Below are 19,404 nucleotides of genomic sequence, written 5' to 3' on the forward strand. Positions count from 1 at the left end.
AAATGAGTTTCGAATGTGAGGAATGCGAAAAGTCCGCCGATCCGGGGGTACTTCTCGCCGGTAGGGGCAGCGCGACGTCGAACAAGCGTGTAGCTTCCGGGGGCATGACGGGCGGGCGTGCCGGGGGGGCCGCCGCCCGGGGCTGTGGACATCCTTGGGGGGACTGGGGGGCTCGATGGGAGTGCGGCTCATGGTGGTCGACGACCACCGGCTACTGGCCGAGGCGCTGGCCTCGGCACTGAAGCTGCGCGGACACCGCGTGCTCGCCGCCGCGGCGCCGGCCGCGGGCGCGGCGGACCTGGTGATCAGCCGCGCTCCGGAGGTGTGCCTGCTGGGCACGGCGACACCGGCCGAGCCCGGCATCTTCGACCCGGTGGTGAAGATCAAGCGGGAGCGTCCGCAGGTCGTGGTGGTCGTGCTCGGCCCGGTTCCGTCCCCGCGCGGCATCGCGGCCGCCTTCGCGGCGGGGGCCTCGGGGTACGTACGCCATGACGAGCGCATCGAGGGCGTCGAGCGGGCGATCATCAAGGCGAGGGCGGGCGAGGCCGCCGTCGCCCCCCAGCTCCTCCAGGGCGCCTTCGGCGAGTTGCTGAACCCCGCCGCCCCACCGGACGACGAGGGACAGCGTCTTCTGCGGATGCTCACCCCGCGCGAGGTGGAGGTCCTGGTCCGGGTCGCCGAGGGCGAGGACACCCGCCTGATCGCGGCCGGCATGGGCATCGCCCCCAGCACGGCGCGGACCCACGTCCAACGGGTCCTGATGAAGCTCGGGGTGGGCTCGCGGCTGGAGGCGGCGGCCCTGGCCGCCCGCACCGGCCTGCTGGACCGCGCGGGCCCGCTGCTGTAACTCCGGCCCGGTCCCGGCTCCCCCGCACCGGACGAGGGGACGCCCGCGTCACCAGGCCCAGGAAGACCATGGCCGGGATGGCGCCGATCCAGTACCAGTGCACGGTGTACGCGCCGTACTGGGCGCTGTTGGCCGTCATGCCGAGGATCTCGGTGACGGCCAGGTTGGCGGAGATGAACGCGAGGCCGGTGATCCAGGCGGGCAGGGAGCGTCCGGAGAGGAAGAAGTCGAGGCTGGTCCTCACCGAGCGGCGGGCGGCGAAGCCGATGCCGAGGACCACGGCGAAGTAGATCGCGAGGATCGCGTGGTCGAGCCCGTTCGTGGGGAGTCGTAGTCCTGCCGCCAGGTGCACGGGTGGGGATGTGGGGGTTTGCGTGTGAACTCACTTCGTCGCGCGAACTGGTCCAGCGGGAACCCACGCCTCCGCGTTCAGTAATTGAACAGTTTTGTTGATGGGCTTTGTTCGATCGTGATCTGAACGGGGGTGGTGGGTTGTGGCGTGTTATGTTTGATTGTGTTGGGGTGGTCGGATGCCGATGGGGTGTGGGCTCGCGGACCGGCGGCCCGGGGACCAGTAGGGAGTTCCGGCAGTGAAGAAGACCTCGACCCGGCTGGCCGACGGTCGTGAGCTCATCTACTACGACCTGCGGGACGACACCGTGCGCGACGCGGTGGACCGGCGCCCGCTGGAGCCGACGGTCACCACCTCGGAGGTGCGCCGGGACGTACTGCTCGGCGACGCGGTCGCCGTCGCCTCCCACCGCCAGGGCCGCACCTACCACCCGCCGGCCGACGAGTGCCCCCTGTGCCCCTCCACGGGCGACCGCCTGAGCGAGATCCCCGACTCCTCCTACGACGTGGTGGTCTTCGAGAACCGCTTTCCCTCGCTGACCGGCGACCTCGGCCGCTGCGAGGTCGTCTGCTTCACCTCCGACCACGACGCCTCGTTCGCCGGCCTGAGCGAGCGGCAGGCCCGGCTGGTCCTGGACGCGTGGACGGACCGCACCGCGGAGCTGTCCCAACTTCCCTCCGTGGAGCAGGTGTTCTGCTTCGAGAACCGCGGATCCGAGATCGGCGTGACGCTGGGGCACCCGCACGGCCAGATCTACGCCTACCCCTTCACCACCCCGCGCACCGCGCTGATGCTGCGCTCACTGGCGGCCCACCGGGAGGCGACCGGCGGGGAGAACCTCTTCGACGCGGTCCTGGAGCGGGAACTGGCCGGCGAGCGGGTCGTCGTCGAGGGCGACCACTGGGTGGCCTTCGTCCCGTACGCGGCGCACTGGCCCTACGAGGTCCACCTGTACCCCCGGCGCCGGGTCCCCGACCTGCTCGGACTCGACGAGGCGGCGCGCGCGGAGTTCCCCGGGATCTATCTGGACCTGTTGCGGCGCTTCGACCGGCTCTTCGGCGAGGGCGCCCCGCCGACGCCGTACATCGCCGCCTGGCACCAGGCCCCGTTCGGCATGCCGGCCGGGTCCGACGGTGTCACGCGCGACGACTTCGCGCTCCACCTCGAGCTTTTCACCATCCGCCGCACTTCCGGCAAGCTGAAGTTCCTCGCGGGCTCCGAGTCCGGCATGAACGTGTTCATCAACGACGTGCCGCCGGAGCGTGCGGCCGAGCGGCTGCGGGAGGTAGTGGGTTCATGAGCGGGAAGTACCTGGTGACGGGTGGCGCGGGCTACGTCGGCAGCGTGGTCGCCCAGCACCTGCTGGAGGCCGGTCACGAGGTCGTCGTGCTCGACAACCTGTCCACCGGCTTCCGTGAGGGCGTGCCCGCGGGCGCCTCCTTCGTCGAGGGCGACATCCGGGACGCCGCCAAGTGGCTGGACCCCTCCTTCGCCGCGGTGCTGCACTTCGCCGCCTTCTCCCAGGTGGGCGAGTCGGTGGTGAAGCCGGAGAAGTACTGGGAGAACAACGTCGGCGGCACGATGGCCCTGCTCACCGCGATGCGCGAGGCCGGCGTACGCACGCTGGTCTTCTCCTCCACGGCGGCGACCTACGGCGAACCGGAGCGGGTCCCGATCGTCGAGACGGCCCCGACCCGGCCCACCAACCCCTACGGCGCCTCCAAGCTCGCCGTCGACCACATGATCGCCGGCGAGGCGGCGGCCCACGGCCTGGGCGCGGTCTCGCTGCGCTACTTCAACGTGGCCGGCGCGCACGGCGCGTACGGCGAACGCCACGACCCCGAGTCGCACCTGATCCCGCTGGTCCTCCAGGTCGCCCGGGGCAGGCGGGAGGCGATCTCCGTCTACGGCGACGACTACCCGACCCCGGACGGCACCTGCGTGCGCGACTACATCCACGTGGCCGACCTCGCCGATGCCCATCTGCTGGCCCTGGACGCCGCCCGGCCCGGCGAGCACCTGGTGTGCAACCTCGGCAACGGCAACGGCTTCTCCGTCCGCGAGGTCGTCGAGACCGTCCGGCGGGTCACCGGCCACCCCGTCCCGGAGGTCGTGGCCCCGCGCCGGGCCGGCGACCCGGCGGTCCTGGTCGCCTCGGCGGCGGCCGCCCGAGAAAAGCTCGGCTGGAACCCGTCCCGCACGGATCTCGCGGGTATCGTCGCGGATGCCTGGGAGTTCGCGCAGCACATCGCAAGGGAGCGATAAGTGGGGGCACTTGAGGTCCGGGAAGGCTTCACCGAGCTGTACGACGCCGAGCCGGAGGGGGTCTGGGCGGCGCCGGGCCGCGTCAACCTGATCGGTGAGCACACCGACTACAACGACGGCTTCGTGATGCCCTTCGCGCTGCCGCACGTCACGACCGCCGCGGTCGCGCGCCGCGACGACGGCGTCCTGCGGCTGCACTCGGCCGATGTGCCGGGAGCGCCGGTGGAACTGCGGGTCGACGACCTGGCCCCGGAGTCCGACCGGAACTGGACCGGCTACCCGGCGGGCGTGGTCTGGGCCCTGCGCGAGGCGGGCCACGAGGTGACCGGCGCGGACGTCCACCTGGCGTCGACGGTCCCCACAGGCGCCGGCCTGTCCTCCTCCGCGGCCCTGGAGGTCGTGGTCGCCCTGGCCCTGAACGACCTCTACGCCCTGGGCCTGAAGGGCTGGCAACTGGCCCGCCTGTGCCAGCGCGCCGAGAACGTCTACGTCGGCGCCCCCACCGGCATCATGGACCAGACCGCCTCGGCCTGCTGCGAGTCGGGCCACGCCCTGTTCCTGGACACCCGCGACCTGTCACAGCGTCAGATCCCCTTCGACCTGGCTTCCGAGGGCCTGTGCCTGCTGGTCGTCGACACCCGGGTACAGCACGCCCACAGCGGCGGCGAGTACGGCAGGCGCCGCGCGGGCTGCGAGAAGGGCGCGGCCCTGCTGGGCGTGGACGCCCTGCGCGACATCCCCCACGACGGCCTGGACGTGGCGCTGGCCGGCCTGGCCGGCGAGGAGGAGGTGGCCCGGCTGGTCCGGCACGTCGTCACCGAGGACGAGCGGGCGGGACGGGTGGTGTCCCTGCTGGAGTCGGGCGACATCAGGTCGATCGGCCCGATCCTGACCGAGGGCCATGCTTCCCTGCGTGACGACTTCCGCGTCTCCTGCCCGGAGTTGGACCTGGTCGTCGACACGGCCCTCGCCTCCGGCGCCCTCGGCGCCCGGATGACCGGCGGCGGCTTCGGCGGCTCGGCGATCGTCCTGACCGAGTCCTCCGACGTCCCCACCCTCACCCAGGCGATCGAGCAGTCCTTCACCGACGCGGGCCACCGGACCCCGCGCGTCTTCGAGGCGGTTCCCTCGGCGGGGGCCCGCCGACTGGCCTGACGCCCGACCTCCGACGGCTGGAAGAACAGTGAACGGCCGGGGACGGGAGCATGGTCCCGCGACGGGCCGGGCCGTACGCCGGCGGCGTTCGGGCAAGCAAGCCCGAGGCCGCCGCTCCACAGGTCCGCTGGACGCGATGCCGGGGTGCCGACGCGTCTGTTGTCCTGTGCGCTGTCGCAGCGAGTGCGGGTGCGATCCGGACGGTGCTCAGCGGCAGTTGAGCCCGGCGCCGGGAGCCGGTTGGCTCAGGGCAGGCGCTTGATCATGGTGTATTCGGTGATCCCCGGCGGGTAGTCGGGGATCGCGCAGACCACCTTGTAGTCGTGCCTGCGGTAGAAGTCCGGGGCCTGGAAGTCCCAGGTCTCCAGCCGGGCGGCGACGCAGGCGCGTTCGCGGTGGGCGATGCGTTCGGCGCGGGTCAGCAGGCGGGAGCCGAGGCCCGTGCCGCGGTGGGGGTCGTCCACCCAGAGGTGGGTCACATGCAGCCAGGTCGCCCAGGTGTGGCCCACCAGTCCGCCCGCCAGATCGCCGGAGTCGTCCAACGCCCAGAGGTGGATGGGGACTTCTCGGACGGCGGGGGTTCTGCGCAGGGCGTCGATGAGCGGGGAGGCCGCCGTGTTCGTGTCGCGGAGGCGGGAGCGGAGCAGATCGTGCCGCGCTTTGTCGACTTCTGCCTCAATACGAAACATGCGGCACACCCTAAACGCGTCGGCCGGTCAGTTCTGCGAATTGCCTTCCCCTCCCGGCCGCCGGCCGTACTCTGATGAGCGGCACCGGTGGGGGCCGGTACTGGTCAGGGGGCGAGAGGGCTCGGGCAGGACACCGGAGGCGGGGTGGCGGTCCAGTACGGCGAGAGCCGTACGACCGTGCTCGGCTCCGGGCATCGGGTCCGTGCCGCTCGGCGTTCTCCGGCGATGGGAGACTCCCCTGCTCTGACCAGGAGCGTGGGGAAGGGGGTTTTCAGTGGTTCGTGTCCGAGTCCTGGTCGTCGACGACCACCGCATCTTCGCCGAGTCGCTCGCCGCCGCCCTGGCCGCCGAGCCCGACGTCGAGGTGTCCGCGGCCGGCTCCGGTCCGGCGGCACTGCGCTGCCTGGAGCGGGCGGCCGCCGACGGCCGCCGCTTCGACGTCGTGCTCGTGGACGCCGACCTCGGCGGCACCGTCCCCGGGGCCCGGCCCGCCGTCCCGGTGCGGGAGGGTGACGAGGACGGACTGGTGGACGGGATATCCCTGGTCGCGGGGGTGCGGGGGGCCCAGCCGGGGGTGCGGACCGTCGTACTCGCCGAGAAGGACGACCCGCGCCGCGCCGCGCTCGCCCTCCAGGCCGGTGCCTGCGGCTGGGTCGCCAAGGACTGCTCGCTGTCCCGGCTGCTCACCGTCATCCGCGGAGTCCTGCGCGACGAGACCCATCTGCCGCCCGCCCTGCTCACCGGTGTGCTGCGGGAGCTGACCGCCGCCCGCAAGCACCGCAGCGAGAGCGAGCGCCTGGTGGAGTCGCTGACCCCGCGCGAGCGGGAGGTGCTGCGCTGCATGGTCGCGGGGCTGGGCCGCAAGGCCGTCGCCGAGCGGCTGTACCTGTCCCCGCACACCGTGCGCACCCATATGCAGAACGTCCTGGGCAAGCTCGGCGTGCACTCCACGCTGGCCGCCGTGGCGCTGGCCCGCCGGGCCGGGGTGGGGCCGGCCGACCTGGGGCCCGCCGGGCGGATCGGGGTGGAGGAAAGCAGCAGCGCCTGACCCGGCGCCCCCTCAGCCGGGGATGTTGTCGAACGGGGCGGTCAACTGGCGTAGCAGGCCGGCCAGTTCGGCGCGCTGCGCGGTCGACAGCTCGGCCAGCAGCGCGCGCTCCTGGTCCAGGAGTCCGGCCAGGGACCGGTCGGCGCGGTCCCGGCCCTCGTCCGTCAGGCGGACCAGTACCCCGCGCCGGTCGCTGGGGTCGGGGAGTCGCTCCACCAGGCCCTTCTTGGCCAGCCGGTCGATGCGGTTCGTCATCGTGCCCGAGGTGACCAGCGTCTGGGTCAGCAGCTGCCCGGGGGAGAGCTGGTAGGGCGAGCCCGCGCGCCTGAGCGCGGTCAGGACGTCGAACTCCCAGGGCTCCAGGCTGTGCTCGGAGAAGGCGAGCCGACGTGCGCGGTCCAGGTGCCTGGCCAGCCTGCTCACCCGGCTGAGCACCTCCAGCGGTTCCACGTCGAGGTCCGGGCGCTCCCGGCGCCATGCTGCGACCAGCCGATCGACCTCGTCCTCCATGGCGATCAGTGTAGTGGTTGTGTCGACATGAAGTCTCTTGGCGTCAAGTCTCTTGACGTCGAGATAATTTCCGGGGGAGAGTGGTGACCGCAGCCGCCGACGACTCCCCGCACCTCCAGGAGGCCGCCATGTCCGTCCACAACCCCGCCTGGGACCCCGCCCAGTACCTGCGCCACGCCGGCCATCGCGCCCGCCCCTTCGCCGACCTCCTCGCCCGCGTCCCCGCCCTGCCCGGCGACCGGCTCCGCATCGCCGACCTCGGCTGCGGCCCCGGCAATGTCACCGCCCTGCTCGCCGACCGCTGGCCCACCGCGCACATCACCGGCTACGACAACTCCCCGGCGATGCTCGACAAGGCCGTGGTCGACCACCAGGGCCCCACCCCCGGCGGCGGCCGCCTCGACTTCACTCCCGCCGACGCCCGCACCTGGACCCCCGGCGAGCCGCACGACCTGATCGTCAGCAACGCCACGCTCCAGTGGGTGCCCGGACACCCGGACCGCTTCGCCGACTGGGTGGCGGGGCTGCGCCCCGGGGGCACCTTCGCCTTCCAGGTCCCCGGCAACTTCTCCGCCCCCAGCCACCGGCTCATGCGCGAGCTCGCCGGCTCCGCCCGCCGGCGTGACCGGCTCGCGGATGTCCTGCGCCACGAGGACGCGGTGCTCGCCCCCGAGGCCTATCTGGAGCGGCTGACCGGCCTCGGCTGCGCCGCCGACGTCTGGGAGACCACGTACATCCACCTGCTGACCGGTGAGGACCCGGTCCTGGACTGGGTGAAGGGGACCGGCCTGCGGCCCGTCCTCAGCGCCCTCGCCGACGACCCGGCGGCCCGCGAGGAGTTCCTGACCGAGTACCGCGCCGCCCTGCGGGAGGCCTACCCGGCCGGACCGCACGGCACCCCGTTCCCGTTCCGCCGCATCTTCGCGGTCGCCACCAAGGAGGCGTGAGGCATGCTTGCCGCCGTCGACCACGTCCAGCTCGCCGCCCCGCCCGGCTCCGAGGACGACCTGCGGGCGTACTACGCCGGTGTCCTCGGCATGACCGAGGTCCCGAAGCCGCCGGCTCTGGCCGCGCGCGGCGGCTGCTGGTTCCAGGCCGGGGCCGTCCAGCTCCACCTGGGCATCGAGCGGGACTTCCGCCCCGCGAGGAAGGCCCACCCGGGGCTCCGGGTGACGGCCGTCGAGGCCTTCGCCGCCCGGCTCGCGGCGCACGGCGCGAAGGTCGTCTGGGACGACGGCCTGCCGGGCCACAGGCGCTTCTACTCCGAGGACCCCGTCGGCAACCGCCTGGAGTTCCTGGAGCCGCTCGCCTGAGGACCTGGTGCCCCGACAGGCACTAGGACTTGCGGTGCCCGATCAGCCGGGGCCGCGGCTCCAGCCCGTCCAGCCCGTGCCAGGCCAGGTTCACCAGGTGGGCGGCGACCTCCGCCTTCTTCGGGCGGCGGACGTCCAGCCACCACTGGCCGGTCAGGGCGACCATGCCGACCAGCGCCTGGGCGTACAGCGGGGCCAGCTTCGGGTCGAAGCCGCGGGACTTGAACTCGCGGCCCAGGATGTCCTCCACCTGGGTGGCGATGTCGGAGATCAGGGAGGCGAAGGAACCCGTCGACTGGGGGATGGGGGAGTCGCGGACCAGGATGCGGAAGCCGTCCGTGTACTCCTCGATGTAGTCCAGCAGCGCGAACGCCGCCTGCTCGCACAGTTCGCGGGGGTGGCCCGCCGTCAGCGAGCCGGTGACCATGTCCAGCAGCCGCCGCATCTCGCGGTCCACCACGACGGCGTACAGGCCCTCCTTGCCGCCGAAGTGCTCGTACACCACCGGCTTGGACACCCCGGCCTTGGCCGCGATCTCCTCCACCGAGGTGCCCTCGAAGCCCTTCGCCGCGAACAGCGTGCGACCGATCTCCAGCAGTTGCTGGCGGCGCTCGGCACCGGTCATCCGGGTACGGCGCGTGCGCCGCGGCTTGTCATTGCTGGGGGTGCTGGAGTCGGTCGCCACGCCGTCAATCATGCCGCCTCGGCGGTCTTCCTCCGGCGCCGGGAGTCGCCCTCCCCGTCGTTGCGGCGGGAATCGATACGCGAGCGTGACGGCCAGCGCACGTCATGGGCCCAGCCGAACCGCTCGAACCAGCGGATGATCCGGGCCGAGGAGTCCAGCTGGCCGCGCTCCACCCCGTGCCGGGCCGAGGTCGGGTCGGCATGGTGCAGGTTGTGCCAGGACTCGCCGCAGGACAGGATCGCCAGCCACCACACGTTGCCCGAGCGGTCCCGCGACTTGAACGGGCGCTTGCCGACCGCGTGGCAGATGGAGTTGATCGACCAGGTCACGTGGTGCAGCAGCGCCACCCGGACCAGCGAGCCCCAGAAGAACGCGGTGAACGCGCCCCACCACGACATCGTGACCAGGCCGCCGATCAGCGCCGGGAGCAGCAGCGACACCGCCGTCCACAGAATGAACTGACGGGAGATCGTCCGCATGGTCCGGTCCTTGATCAGGTCCGGGGCGTACTTGTCCTGCGGTGTCTGCTCCTCGTCGAACATCCAGCCGACATGGGCCCACCACAGGCCCTTCAGCAGCGCCGGAACCGTCTCGCCGTACCGCCACGGGGAGTGCGGATCACCCTCGTGGTCGGAGAACTTGTGGTGCCTGCGGTGGTCGGCGACCCAGCGGACCAGGGGCCCCTCGACCGCCATCGACCCCGCGATCGCCAGCGCGATCCTCAGGGGCCGCTTCGCCTTGAACGAGCCATGCGTGAAATGCCGGTGGAAACCGATCGTGATGCCGTGACAGCCGAGGAAGTAGAAGAAGACCAGCAGGCCGAGGTCCAGCCAGCTCACCCCCCAGCCCCAGGCGAGCGGCACCGCCGCGAGCAGCGCGAGGAACGGAACGGTGATGAAGAGCAGCAGCGTGATCTGTTCGACCGAACGCTTCTGCTCACCTCCAAGGGTGGCGGAGGGAAGAGAGGTGTCGGTCGCCTTCGGGGCGTCGTCGATCACATCGGAGCTTGTGGTCATGGGCGTCCCCTGTGGGGTCGAGGGTCGAGACGGGTTGTCGGGGTCAGGGAACCGTTCAGCTCCCTACGGTTCCGTAACCTACGGCGTCGTAAGTATGGCAGCGCGTCGCGTCGCGGCAAGAGCCCCTAGCCTGCGCGTCCCCCACGGCACCTAGACTTGGAGGCGGTCGGACAGCGCGGTCCGCTCTGAAGAATTCCTTCCCGGACACCTGGCCCGTAAGCGGCAGCCGCCGCGCGGCACACGTCCGGGTTCCCTCCCAGACGTGCTTCAACCCGCAAGGAGCCGCACCTGTGAGCAGTGCCGACGACCAGACGACGACCAGCGCCGAGCTGCGTGCGGACATCCGCCGACTGGGTGACCTCCTCGGGGAGGCCCTGGTGCGCCAGGAAGGCCCCGAGCTCCTCGACCTGGTCGAGAAGGTCCGCCGCCTCACCCGAGAGGACGGTGAGGCCGCCGCCGAACTGCTGCGCGGCACCGAACTCGACACCGCGGCCAAGCTGGTCCGCGCCTTCTCCACCTACTTCCATCTGGCGAACGTCACCGAACAGGTGCACCGCGGACGCGAACTGCGCGCCCGGCGTGCCGCCGAGGGCGGCCTGCTCGCCCGCACCGCCGACCGTCTCAAGGACGCCGACCCCGAACACCTGCGCGAGACCGTCCGGCACCTGAACGTTCGCCCGGTGTTCACCGCCCACCCCACCGAGGCCGCCCGCCGCTCGGTGCTCAACAAGCTCCGGCGCATCGCCGCGCTCCTGGAGGCCCCGGTCGTCGAGTCCGACCGCCGCCGTCTGGACACCCGGCTGGCGGAGAACATCGACCTCGTCTGGCAGACCGACGAACTCCGCGTCGTCCGCCCCGAGCCCGCCGACGAGTCCCGCAACGCCATCTACTACCTCGACGAACTCCACGCCGGCGCCGTCGGCGACGTCCTGGAGGACCTCACCGCGGAACTGGAGCGCGTCGGCGTCAGGCTGCCCGACGACACCCGCCCCCTCACCTTCGGCACCTGGATCGGCGGCGACCGCGACGGCAACCCCAACGTGACCCCCGAGGTCACCTGGGACGTGCTGATCCTCCAGCACGAGCACGGCATCAACGACGCCCTCGACATGATCGACGAGCTGCGCGGCTTCCTGTCCAACTCGATCCGCTACACCGGCGCCACCGACGCGCTGCTCCAGTCCCTCGGGGCCGACCTGGAGAACCTGCCGGAGATCAGCCCCCGCTACAAGCGGCTCAACGCCGAGGAGCCCTACCGGCTCAAGGCGACCTGCATCCGCCAGAAGCTCGTCAACACCAAGCAGCGCCTGGCCACCGGCACCCCGCACGAGACCGGCCGCGACTACCTCGGCACCTCCGAGCTCCTGCGCGACCTGCGGATCATCCAGGACTCCCTGCGCGAGAACCGCGGCGGACTGTTCGCCGACGGCCGCCTGGGCCGCACCATCCGCACCCTGGCCGCCTTCGGCCTCCAGCTGGCCACCATGGACGTCCGCGAGCACGCCGACGCCCACCACCACGCCCTCGGCCAGCTCTTCGACCGGCTCGGCGAGGAGTCCTGGCGCTACGCCGACATGCCCCGCGAGTACCGTGCCAAGCTGCTCGCCAAGGAGCTGAGGTCCAGGAGGCCGCTCGCCCCCACCCCGGCCCCCGTCGACGCGGCCGGCGCCAAGACCCTCGGCGTCTTCGAGACGGTCAAGCGGGCCCTGAGCGTCTTCGGGCCCGAGGTCATCGAGTCGTACATCATCTCCATGTGCCAGGGCGCCGACGACGTCTTCGCCGCCGCCGTCCTGGCCCGCGAGGCCGGACTCGTCGACCTGCACGCCGGCTGGGCCAGGATCGGCATCGTGCCGCTGCTGGAGACCACCGACGAGCTCAGGGCCGCCGACACCATCCTGGAGGACATGCTCTCCGACCCGTCCTACCGGCGCCTGGTCGCGCTCAGGGGCGATGTGCAGGAGGTCATGCTCGGGTACTCCGACTCCTCCAAGTTCGGCGGCATCACCACCAGCCAGTGGGAGATCCACCGCGCCCAGCGGCGCCTGCGCGACGTCGCCCACCGCTACGGCGTACGGCTGCGGCTCTTCCACGGCCGAGGCGGCACCGTCGGCCGCGGCGGCGGCCCCACCCACGACGCCATCCTCGCCCAGCCCTGGGGCACCCTGGAGGGCGAGATCAAGGTGACCGAGCAGGGCGAGGTCATCTCCGACAAGTACCTCATCCCCTCCCTGGCCCGGGAGAACCTGGAACTGACGGTCGCGGCGACCCTTCAGGCCTCCGCCCTGCACACCGCCCCGCGCCAGTCGGTGGAGGCACTGGCCCGCTGGGACGCCGCGATGGACGTGGTGTCCAACGCCGCCCACGCCGCCTACCGCAGGCTCGTCGAGGACCCCGACCTGCCGGCGTACTTCTTCGCCTCCACCCCCGTGGACCAGCTCGCCGACCTGCACCTGGGCTCGCGTCCCTCGCGCCGCCCCGACTCCGGCGCCGGACTCGACGGACTGCGCGCCATCCCCTGGGTGTTCGGCTGGACCCAGTCCCGGCAGATCGTGCCCGGCTGGTTCGGCGTCGGCTCCGGGCTGAAGGCGCTGCGCGAGGCGGGCCTGCGGCTGGAGGGGGACACCGTGCTCGACGAGATGCACGGGCAGTGGCACTTCTTCCGCAACTTCATCTCCAACGTCGAGATGACCCTCGCCAAGACCGACCTGCGCATCGCGCAGCACTACGTCGACACCCTCGTCCCCGACGAGCTCAAGCACATCTTCGACACCATCCGGGCCGAGCACGAACTCACCGTGCGCGAGGTGCTGCGCGTCACCGGTGAGAGCGAACTCCTCGACGCGCAGCCCGTGCTCAGGCAGACCTTCGCCATCCGCGACGCCTACCTCGACCCGATCTCCTACCTCCAGGTCACCCTGCTCAAGCGGCAGCGCGACGCGGCGGCGGGCGGTCAGGAACCCGACCCGCTGCTCTCCCGGGCTCTGCTGCTCACGGTCAACGGCGTGGCGGCCGGCCTGCGCAACACCGGCTGACCACCCCCGGAACGGCCAAGGGTGCCCCCGGGTTCGTACCGGTCATCGGACGAACCCGGGGGCACCCTCATGCCCTGCGGCTCACAACGCCACGAAGACCGCCGTCAGCAGCGTGACGCCCGACCCCGCCAGCACCCACGCCGCCCGGGTCCGCCGCAGCCCGCCCGCAACGACCACCGAGGCCAGCAGCAGCGCACCGCCCAGCGGGGCCCACGCGTACAGGATCCCGGCCGGGCCCGAGCGGACCACCTCGTCCGTCCCCGGCTTCACGACGACGCTGTAGGTCTGTCCCTTGCGCACCGCCACGGTGTGGTCGATCAGCACCTGGTCGCGGGCCTTCGACCCCGTCGAGACCGGTGTGTACGGCCCGGTGCACGTGTCGCCGTCGCACCGCGCCACCGCGATCGTGCCCTGCTCACGGCCCTTGGTCAGCATCACGTACGGCGCGGTGCGCCAGGACGCCCACACTCCCGCGATGAGGATCAGCGCCGTGACGGTGCCCATGGCCGCGACCCGCCCGAACCGGAGCGCGGCGTAGGAGGCCTGACGGGAACGGGTGCTGGTGGCGGCAGGCATGGCCGGGATCATTGGCCATGTCGCTACGACCGGTCAACTCCAGGGGCCGCGGTGGGAGGACAAGTCAGGAGTTGTACGCGCTTTGCGCCCGCTCCAGCCCCTCCGCCAGCAGACACTCCACCGAGTCCGCCGTCCGGTCCACGAAGTAGTCCAGCTCCTTGCGCTCGGCGGAGGAGAAGTCCTTCAGCACGAAGTCCGCCACCTGCATACGGCCCGGCGGACGTCCGATCCCGAACCGCACCCGGTGGTAGTCCGGGCCCATCGCCTTCGTCATCGACTTCAACCCGTTGTGGCCGTTGTCGCCGCCGCCCAGCTTCAGCCGCAGCACGCCGTAGTCGATGTCCAGTTCGTCGTGCACCGCCACGATGTTCGCGAGCGGCACCTTGTAGAAGTCGCGCAGCGCGTTCACCGGCCCGCCGGACAGGTTCATGAACGACATCGGCTTCACCAGCACCACCCGGCGGCTCTCCGGCCCGGGAGGACCGATCCGCCCCTCCACCACCTGCGCCTGAGCCTTGCCCGCCCGCTTGAACCGGCCTCCGATCCGGTCGGCCAGCAGATCCACCACCATGAACCCGACGTTGTGCCGGTTCATGGCGTACTCCGGTCCGGGATTGCCGAGGCCGACGATCAGCCAGGGGGCGTTCGCGGAGGTCGTCACGTCCTTGTCTCCTCAATACGCGTCATACGCGTCATACGCGTCATACGCGCCGGCCGCCGCCCCCGAGGGAAGCGGCGGCCGGCGAGACGGCGACGATCGGGCTCAGGCCTGCGCGGCCGCTTCGCCTTCCTCGCCCGCCGGGGCCTCCTCGGCCTGCGCGGCCAGGACCTGCAGCACCACCGTGTCCTCGTCCACGGCCAGCTTCACACCGCTCGGCAGGGCGATGTCCTTGGCGTGGATCGCGGCACCGGCCGCCAGACCCTGAACGGAGACCGTGAGCTGGTCCGCGATGGTCGTGGCCTCGGCCTCCACCGGCAGCGCCGACAGGACGTGCTCCAGCAGGTTGCCGCCCGGGGCCAGCTCGCCCTCGGCGACGACGGGGATCTCGACGACGACGCGCTCGCCGCGCTTGACCATCAGCAGGTCCACGTGCACCAGGTGGCCCTTCAGCGGGTCGCGCTGCACGGCCTTCGGAATCGCCAGCTCGTTGCTCTTGCCGTCGATGTCCAGCGAGATCAGGACGTTCGGCGTACGCAGCGCCATCAGCAGCTCGTGACCCGGCAGCGTCAGGTGGATCGGCACCATGCCGTGCTCGTACAGCACACCGGGAACCTTGTTCTCACGGCGGATACGGCGGGCGGCACCCTTGCCGAACTCGGTGCGCGTCTCGGCGGCGAGCTTCACCTCGGACATGCTCTTCACTCCTCGTAGAGGTACACGGAAAACGGTCGGGGTCACCCGGCCACGAACGGCCTGCTACGAAGAGCGCGTCGATAACGGATCGCCGTACCACGAGAACGAGTACGGCCTCCCTCGCCGAGCAACTGAAGCAGTCTACTCGGAGCGGGAGGCCGGACCCAAAACGATCTAGGGTCTGATGCTCACTGCTCGTCGAACAGGCTCGTGACCGAACCGTCCTCGAACACCTCGCGCACCGCGCGCGCGATCGTCGGCGCGATGGACAGCACCGTGACCTTGTCCAGTTCCAGCTCGTTCGGCGTCGGCAGCGTGTTGGTGAACACGAACTCGCCCACCTTGGAGTTCTTCAGCCGGTCCGCCGCGGGACCCGACAGCACACCGTGCGTCGCCGTCACGATCACGTCCTCCGCGCCGTGCGCGAACAGGGCGTCCGCCGCGGCGCAGATCGTGCCGCCGGTGTCGATCATGTCGTCCACCAGGACGCAGATGCGGCCCTTCACATCACCGACGACCTCGTGGACGGTGACCTGGTTCGCCACGTCCTTGTCACGCCGCTTGTGCACGATCGCCAGCGGCGCGCCCAGCCGGTCGCACCAGCGGTCCGCCACCCGCACCCGGCCGGCGTCCGGGGACACCACCGTAAGCTTCGAACGGTCGACCTTGTTGCCCACGTAGTCCGCCAGCAGCGGCAGCGCGAACAGGTGGTCCACCGGCCCGTCGAAGAAGCCCTGGATCTGGTCCGTGTGCAGATCCACGGTCAGGATGCGGTCGGCACCCGCGGTCTTCATCAGGTCCGCGATCAGACGCGCCGAGATCGGTTCACGTCCCCGGTGCTTCTTGTCCTGCCGCGCGTAACCGTAGAACGGCACGATGACCGTGATGGAGCGGGCCGACGCACGCTTCAGCGCGTCGATCATGATCAGCTGCTCCATGATCCACTTGTTGATCGGAGCAGTGTGGCTCTGGATCAGGAAGCAGTCCGCGCCGCGGGCCGACTCCTGATAACGCACGTAGATCTCGCCGTTCGCGAAGTCGAACGCCTTCGTCGGGACGACCCCGACGCCCAACTCGTGGGCGATTTCCTCGGCAAGCTCGGGGTGGGCGCGGCCGGAGAAGAACATCATCTTCTTCTCGCCGGTCGTCTTGATCCCGGTCACAGCAGTGTCTCCTCAGAGGGTGTTCGCAACGTGGTGGGGCTTGCACTTATCACGGTACGCCGTCTTCGGCGTGCCGGTTTCCGGTCAGGCTTCGCCCTCCGGCTGTCCGGATACCGACTCGGCCGCCTTCGCCGCCGCGCTTCCCGGGCGCTTGCGAGCCACCCAACCCTCGATATTCCGCTGCTGGCCACGGGCCACGGCCAGCGAACCGGGCGGTACGTTCTTCGTGATCACGGACCCGGCGGCGGTGTAGGCGCCGTCCCCGATCGTGACGGGAGCCACAAACATGTTGTCCGAACCGGTCTTGCAGTGCGAGCCGACCGTCGTGTGGTGCTTGCTCTCCCCGTCGTAGTTCACGAACACGCTCGCCGCGCCGATGTTCGTGTACTCGCCGATGGTGGCGTCGCCGACGTACGACAGGTGGGGAACCTTGGTCCCCTCGCCGATCGAGGCGTTCTTCGTCTCGACGTACGTACCCACCTTGGACTTGGCCCCGAGCCGGGTGCCCGGCCGCAGGTACGCGTACGGCCCCACGGAGGCCTGCGGGCCCACCACGGCGCCGTCGGACACCGTGTTGTCCACTCGCGCTCCCGCTCCGACCCGGGTGTCCGTCAGCCGGCTGTTGGGGCCCACCTCACAGCCCTCGCCGAGCCGGGTCGTCCCGTGCAGCTGCGTGCCCGGGTGCACGACGACGTCCTGCTCGAAGGTCACCGTCACGTCGATCCAGGTGGTCGCCGGGTCGACGACCGTGACACCCGAGAGCATCGCGTTCGTCAGGAGGCGGTCGTTGAGGGTCCGCCGCGCCTCGGCCAGCTGCACCCGGTTGTTGATCCCGGCGATCTCCCGGTGGTCGCCGGCCACGCAGGCGCCGACCCGGTGCCCGGCCTCGCGCAGGATCCCGAGGACGTCGGTGAGGTACTCCTCGTGCTGGCTGTTGTTCGTCCGGACCTTGCCCAGCGCGTCGGCGAGCAGCCGCCCGTCGAACGCGAACACCCCGGAGTTGATCTCCCGGATCGCCCGCTGGGCCTCGGTGGCGTCCTTGTGCTCGACGATCGCGGTCACCGCGCCCGTACCGGCGTCGCGGACGATCCGGCCGTAGCCGGTGGCGTCCGGCACCTCCGCGCTGAGCACGGTGACGGCGTTGCCGTCCTCCTGGTGCGTGGTGGCGAGCCGCTGGAGGGTCTCACCGGTGAGGAGGGGAGTGTCGCCGCAGACGACGATCACGGTTCCCTCGACGGGCCCGCCGAGCTCCTCGAGGCCCATCCGGACCGCGTGTCCGGTGCCCTTCTGCTTCTCCTGCACGGCGGTGCGGACCTCGGAGTCGACCTCGGCCAGGTGCTCGGTCACCCGCTCCCGCGCGTGCCCGACCACGACGACGAGGTTCTCCGGCTTCAACTCACGTGCGGCGGCGAGCACATGGCCCACCAGTGACCGGCCGCAGATCTCATGCAGGACCTTCGGTGTGGCCGACTTCATACGGGTGCCCTCACCCGCTGCGAGAACGACGACGGCTGCCGGGCGAATGGCGCTCACGGGATGCCCTTCGGCTGTGGATGGGTGGGGGTGGACATCCGCAGGATACCGGGGCGGTTGTGGGGAGATATGAGAGCGGGTCCCGACCCGTGGGGGCGGGACCCGGACCGGGACCGTGTGCGCCGCAGCTCCCCCGCAAGGATTCGAACCTTGTCCTGCTGGTACCAAAAACCAGTGTGCTGCCAGTTACACCACGGGGGACAGCGCTTCAGACCTTACCGGAGACGTGCCCGGGTCCGGGCCACGATTCCGCCCCGCCGGTCCTCGGAACGGGCCCGCGATCCGGATGGAATGTCTGCTTCCGGTCTCGAACGCGGCATGGTTCAGCAGTTCGAGGGATACCGGCCGGTTTCGCTGTTATTCGATTACGGAGTGTGCTTGGGTCCGGTACCCGGAACTCACCGGAAATGCCCCGGCCGGCGCCCGTAGGCTGGAGCCATGACCACGACGGGGGAAGACCACGAGGCGGTCCCGACCGGGCCGTGGTGGTGGGCGCGCCGGCGCAGCGCCGCGCTCGACGGGGGGCTGGCGCTGGTGTCCGCGCTGGAATGCGGGGCCGAGGGCGTGCCGTTCGCCCGGGACGCGGGGATTCCGGCGTCCCTGGGGATCGTGTTCGGGGTGCTGGCGGGGTCCGTTCTGCTCATCCGGCGACGGTGGCCGATCGCCGTGGTGCTGGTGGCGATCGCCATCACGCCGGCCCAGATGGGCTTCCTGATGGGCATCGTCGGGCTCTACACCCTGGCCTCGTGCGAGTTGCCACGCAGGGTGATCGCCGCGTTGGCCGGGATGTCCCTGGTCGGGACGATGATCGTGACGTTCGTGCGGGTGCGCCAGGACATGGCGCGCGGGGATCTGACTCTCGGCAACTGGTTCGTGCCGTTCGCCGCGGTGACCACCTCGCTCGGGCTGACGGCCCCTCCCCTTCTTCTCGGCCTGTACGTCGGGGCCCGGCGGCGGCTGATGGAGAGCCTGCGGGAGCGGGCGGACAGTCTCGAACGGGAGTTGCAGCTGCTCGCGGAGCGGGCGGAGGAGCGGGCCGAGTGGGCCCGCAACGAGGAGCGGACCCGAATCGCGCGGGAGATGCACGACGTGGTCGCGCACCGGGTGAGTCTGATGGTGGTCCATGCCGCCGCGTTGCAGGCCGTGGCCCGCAAGGATCCGGAGAAGGCGGTGAAGAACGCGGCCCTGGTGGGGGACATGGGGCGGCAGGCGCTGACCGAGCTGCGGGAGATGCTCGGGGTGCTGCGCAGCACGGAGGGGCCCGCACTGGGCCAACCCCAGACCCGGACCCGGCCCCGGAGCCGGGCACAGGCGCAGACGGAGGCGGAGGCGTCGGAGCAGGGTGCGCCGGACGCCGTGCCGCTCGCCGCGGTGGGGGCCGCCGCGGCGGCCGCGGCCTCCCGGGCCGCCGGCGGCACGCCCGAGGGGCCGTGCCTGTCGGAGCTGGACGAGCTGGTCGGGCAGTCGGCTGCCGCCGGGATGGCCGTGGACCTGTCGGTGCAGGGCACGGTCCGCCCGTACGCGGCGGAGGTCGAGCAGACGGCGTACCGCGTGGTGCAGGAGGCACTGACGAACGTCCACAAGCACGCGGCGGGGGCGAAGACGTACGTGCGGCTGGCGCACCGCTCGGCGGAGATCGCGATGCAGGTGGAGAACGAGCCGCCGCCCGAGCCCGCGTCGGCGTCGGCGGGGCTGCCGTCGGGCGGGAACGGACTGCTCGGTATGCGGGAGCGGGTCGTCGCGCTGGGCGGTGTCTTCGTGTCGGGGCCGACGGACGCGGGAGGCTTCCGGGTGTCGGCGGTGATCCCGGCGTCGTAGCGGCGCTTCCGTCCGGTGCGCGGTGGGTCCCGCCCCCAGCGAGCCGGC

At 71.3% G+C, this 19,404-nt stretch carries 18 protein-coding genes, 1 tRNA gene and 1 pseudogene; 9 read left to right on the plus strand and 11 right to left on the minus strand.

Translation table 11 applies throughout. The features are described from left to right. Window positions 1-175: 175 nt before the first annotated feature. A complete protein-coding gene (locus tag ACFY3J_RS18775; protein WP_384178999.1) occupies window positions 176-847 on the plus strand; it encodes a LuxR C-terminal-related transcriptional regulator in 672 nt (223 codons plus the stop codon). A 49-nt stretch (window positions 848-896) separates the two neighbouring features. Here ACFY3J_RS18775 and ACFY3J_RS18780 read toward each other — a convergent pair. Then, window positions 897-1,199, minus strand: a pseudogene (locus ACFY3J_RS18780) (Na+/galactose cotransporter); the annotation flags it as partial. A 238-nt stretch (window positions 1,200-1,437) separates the two neighbouring features. Between ACFY3J_RS18780 and galT the strand changes: the two are divergent. The 3 genes from galT to galK are packed head-to-tail and all read left to right on the plus strand — an operon-like array spanning window position 1,438 to window position 4,619. Then, window positions 1,438-2,499 carry a galactose-1-phosphate uridylyltransferase gene (galT, locus tag ACFY3J_RS18785; protein WP_384179001.1) on the plus strand — a complete coding sequence of 354 codons (1,062 nt, stop codon included), beginning with the start codon at window positions 1,438-1,440 and terminating at the stop codon, window positions 2,497-2,499. Next, the gene (gene galE / locus ACFY3J_RS18790) at window positions 2,496-3,464 is read left to right on the plus strand and encodes a UDP-glucose 4-epimerase GalE (protein WP_384179003.1); all 969 of its coding nucleotides are present in this window, start codon (window positions 2,496-2,498) and stop codon (window positions 3,462-3,464) included. Before galT ends, galE begins: the two co-directional genes overlap by 4 nt. Continuing rightward, complete coding sequence (gene galK, locus ACFY3J_RS18795) at window positions 3,465-4,619, plus strand: galactokinase (RefSeq protein ID WP_390841294.1); 1,155 nt, start codon at window positions 3,465-3,467, stop codon at window positions 4,617-4,619. Window positions 4,620-4,864: 245 nt separating this feature from the next. On the opposite strand, the gene ACFY3J_RS18800 is transcribed toward galK, so the two are convergent. After that, window positions 4,865-5,308, minus strand: a complete 444-nt coding sequence (locus ACFY3J_RS18800; RefSeq protein WP_225074786.1) for an N-acetyltransferase — start codon at window positions 5,306-5,308, stop codon at window positions 4,865-4,867. A 274-nt stretch (window positions 5,309-5,582) separates the two neighbouring features. On the opposite strand from ACFY3J_RS18800, the gene ACFY3J_RS18805 reads away from it, so the two are divergent. Next, window positions 5,583-6,356 (plus strand): LuxR C-terminal-related transcriptional regulator, encoded by a 774-nt coding sequence (locus tag ACFY3J_RS18805; protein ID WP_384179007.1) that lies wholly within the window; start codon window positions 5,583-5,585, stop codon window positions 6,354-6,356. A 12-nt stretch (window positions 6,357-6,368) separates the two neighbouring features. On the opposite strand, the gene tamR is transcribed toward ACFY3J_RS18805, so the two are convergent. Continuing rightward, a complete protein-coding gene (gene tamR / locus ACFY3J_RS18810) occupies window positions 6,369-6,866 on the minus strand; it encodes a MarR family transcriptional regulator TamR (protein WP_141360378.1) in 498 nt (165 codons plus the stop codon). A 128-nt stretch (window positions 6,867-6,994) separates the two neighbouring features. Here tamR and ACFY3J_RS18815 point away from each other — a divergent pair, with 128 nt between their 5' ends. Both ACFY3J_RS18815 and ACFY3J_RS18820 read left to right on the plus strand, forming a co-directional pair. Continuing rightward, complete coding sequence (locus ACFY3J_RS18815) at window positions 6,995-7,813, plus strand: trans-aconitate 2-methyltransferase (RefSeq protein WP_384179190.1); 819 nt, start codon at window positions 6,995-6,997, stop codon at window positions 7,811-7,813. A 3-nt stretch (window positions 7,814-7,816) separates the two neighbouring features. Beyond that, window positions 7,817-8,179 (plus strand): VOC family protein, encoded by a 363-nt coding sequence (locus ACFY3J_RS18820; protein ID WP_384179010.1) that lies wholly within the window; start codon window positions 7,817-7,819, stop codon window positions 8,177-8,179. A 22-nt stretch (window positions 8,180-8,201) separates the two neighbouring features. On the opposite strand, the gene ACFY3J_RS18825 is transcribed toward ACFY3J_RS18820, so the two are convergent. Both ACFY3J_RS18825 and ACFY3J_RS18830 read right to left on the minus strand, forming a co-directional pair. Beyond that, on the minus strand, window positions 8,202-8,876 hold the full coding sequence (locus ACFY3J_RS18825) for a TetR/AcrR family transcriptional regulator (RefSeq protein WP_141360380.1): 675 nt from the start codon (window positions 8,874-8,876) through the stop codon (window positions 8,202-8,204). Beyond that, window positions 8,873-9,880, minus strand: coding sequence for an acyl-CoA desaturase (locus tag ACFY3J_RS18830; RefSeq protein WP_384179012.1), 1,008 nt, complete (start codon window positions 9,878-9,880; stop codon window positions 8,873-8,875). The genes ACFY3J_RS18825 and ACFY3J_RS18830 overlap by 4 nt, the downstream gene beginning before the upstream one ends. Window positions 9,881-10,170: 290 nt before the next feature. On the opposite strand from ACFY3J_RS18830, the gene ppc reads away from it, so the two are divergent. Then, entirely contained in the window at window positions 10,171-12,912 is a 2,742-nt protein-coding gene (gene ppc, locus ACFY3J_RS18835; RefSeq protein WP_390841295.1) for a phosphoenolpyruvate carboxylase, read from the plus strand. Window positions 12,913-12,993: 81 nt separating this feature from the next. Here the strand turns inward: ppc and ACFY3J_RS18840 are convergent, their stop codons facing one another. The 6 genes from ACFY3J_RS18840 to ACFY3J_RS18865 all read right to left on the minus strand — a co-directional run bounded on the left by ACFY3J_RS18840 (window position 12,994) and on the right by ACFY3J_RS18865 (window position 17,739). After that, window positions 12,994-13,500 carry a hypothetical protein gene (locus ACFY3J_RS18840; RefSeq protein WP_384179016.1) on the minus strand — a complete coding sequence of 169 codons (507 nt, stop codon included), beginning with the start codon at window positions 13,498-13,500 and terminating at the stop codon, window positions 12,994-12,996. A gap of 52 nt (window positions 13,501-13,552) precedes the next feature. After that, on the minus strand, window positions 13,553-14,149 hold the full coding sequence (pth, locus tag ACFY3J_RS18845) for an aminoacyl-tRNA hydrolase (RefSeq protein WP_384179018.1): 597 nt from the start codon (window positions 14,147-14,149) through the stop codon (window positions 13,553-13,555). A gap of 102 nt (window positions 14,150-14,251) precedes the next feature. Further along, window positions 14,252-14,842, minus strand: coding sequence for a 50S ribosomal protein L25/general stress protein Ctc (locus ACFY3J_RS18850; protein WP_384179020.1), 591 nt, complete (start codon window positions 14,840-14,842; stop codon window positions 14,252-14,254). Between the two features lie 188 nt (window positions 14,843-15,030). Further along, entirely contained in the window at window positions 15,031-16,005 is a 975-nt protein-coding gene (locus ACFY3J_RS18855) for a ribose-phosphate diphosphokinase (RefSeq protein WP_365422601.1), read from the minus strand. An 84-nt stretch (window positions 16,006-16,089) separates the two neighbouring features. Then, the gene (gene glmU / locus ACFY3J_RS18860) at window positions 16,090-17,538 is read right to left on the minus strand and encodes a bifunctional UDP-N-acetylglucosamine diphosphorylase/glucosamine-1-phosphate N-acetyltransferase GlmU (RefSeq protein ID WP_390841296.1); all 1,449 of its coding nucleotides are present in this window, start codon (window positions 17,536-17,538) and stop codon (window positions 16,090-16,092) included. Window positions 17,539-17,666: 128 nt separating this feature from the next. Next, window positions 17,667-17,739 (minus strand) — tRNA-Gln (locus ACFY3J_RS18865). A 237-nt stretch (window positions 17,740-17,976) separates the two neighbouring features. On the opposite strand from ACFY3J_RS18865, the gene ACFY3J_RS18870 reads away from it, so the two are divergent. After that, window positions 17,977-19,356 (plus strand): sensor histidine kinase, encoded by a 1,380-nt coding sequence (locus ACFY3J_RS18870; RefSeq protein WP_384179025.1) that lies wholly within the window; start codon window positions 17,977-17,979, stop codon window positions 19,354-19,356. Window positions 19,357-19,404: the final 48 nt, after the last annotated feature.

The sequence above is a fragment of the Streptomyces sp. NPDC001231 genome (assembly GCF_042896885.1).
GTDB lineage: Bacteria > Actinomycetota > Actinomycetes > Streptomycetales > Streptomycetaceae > Streptomyces.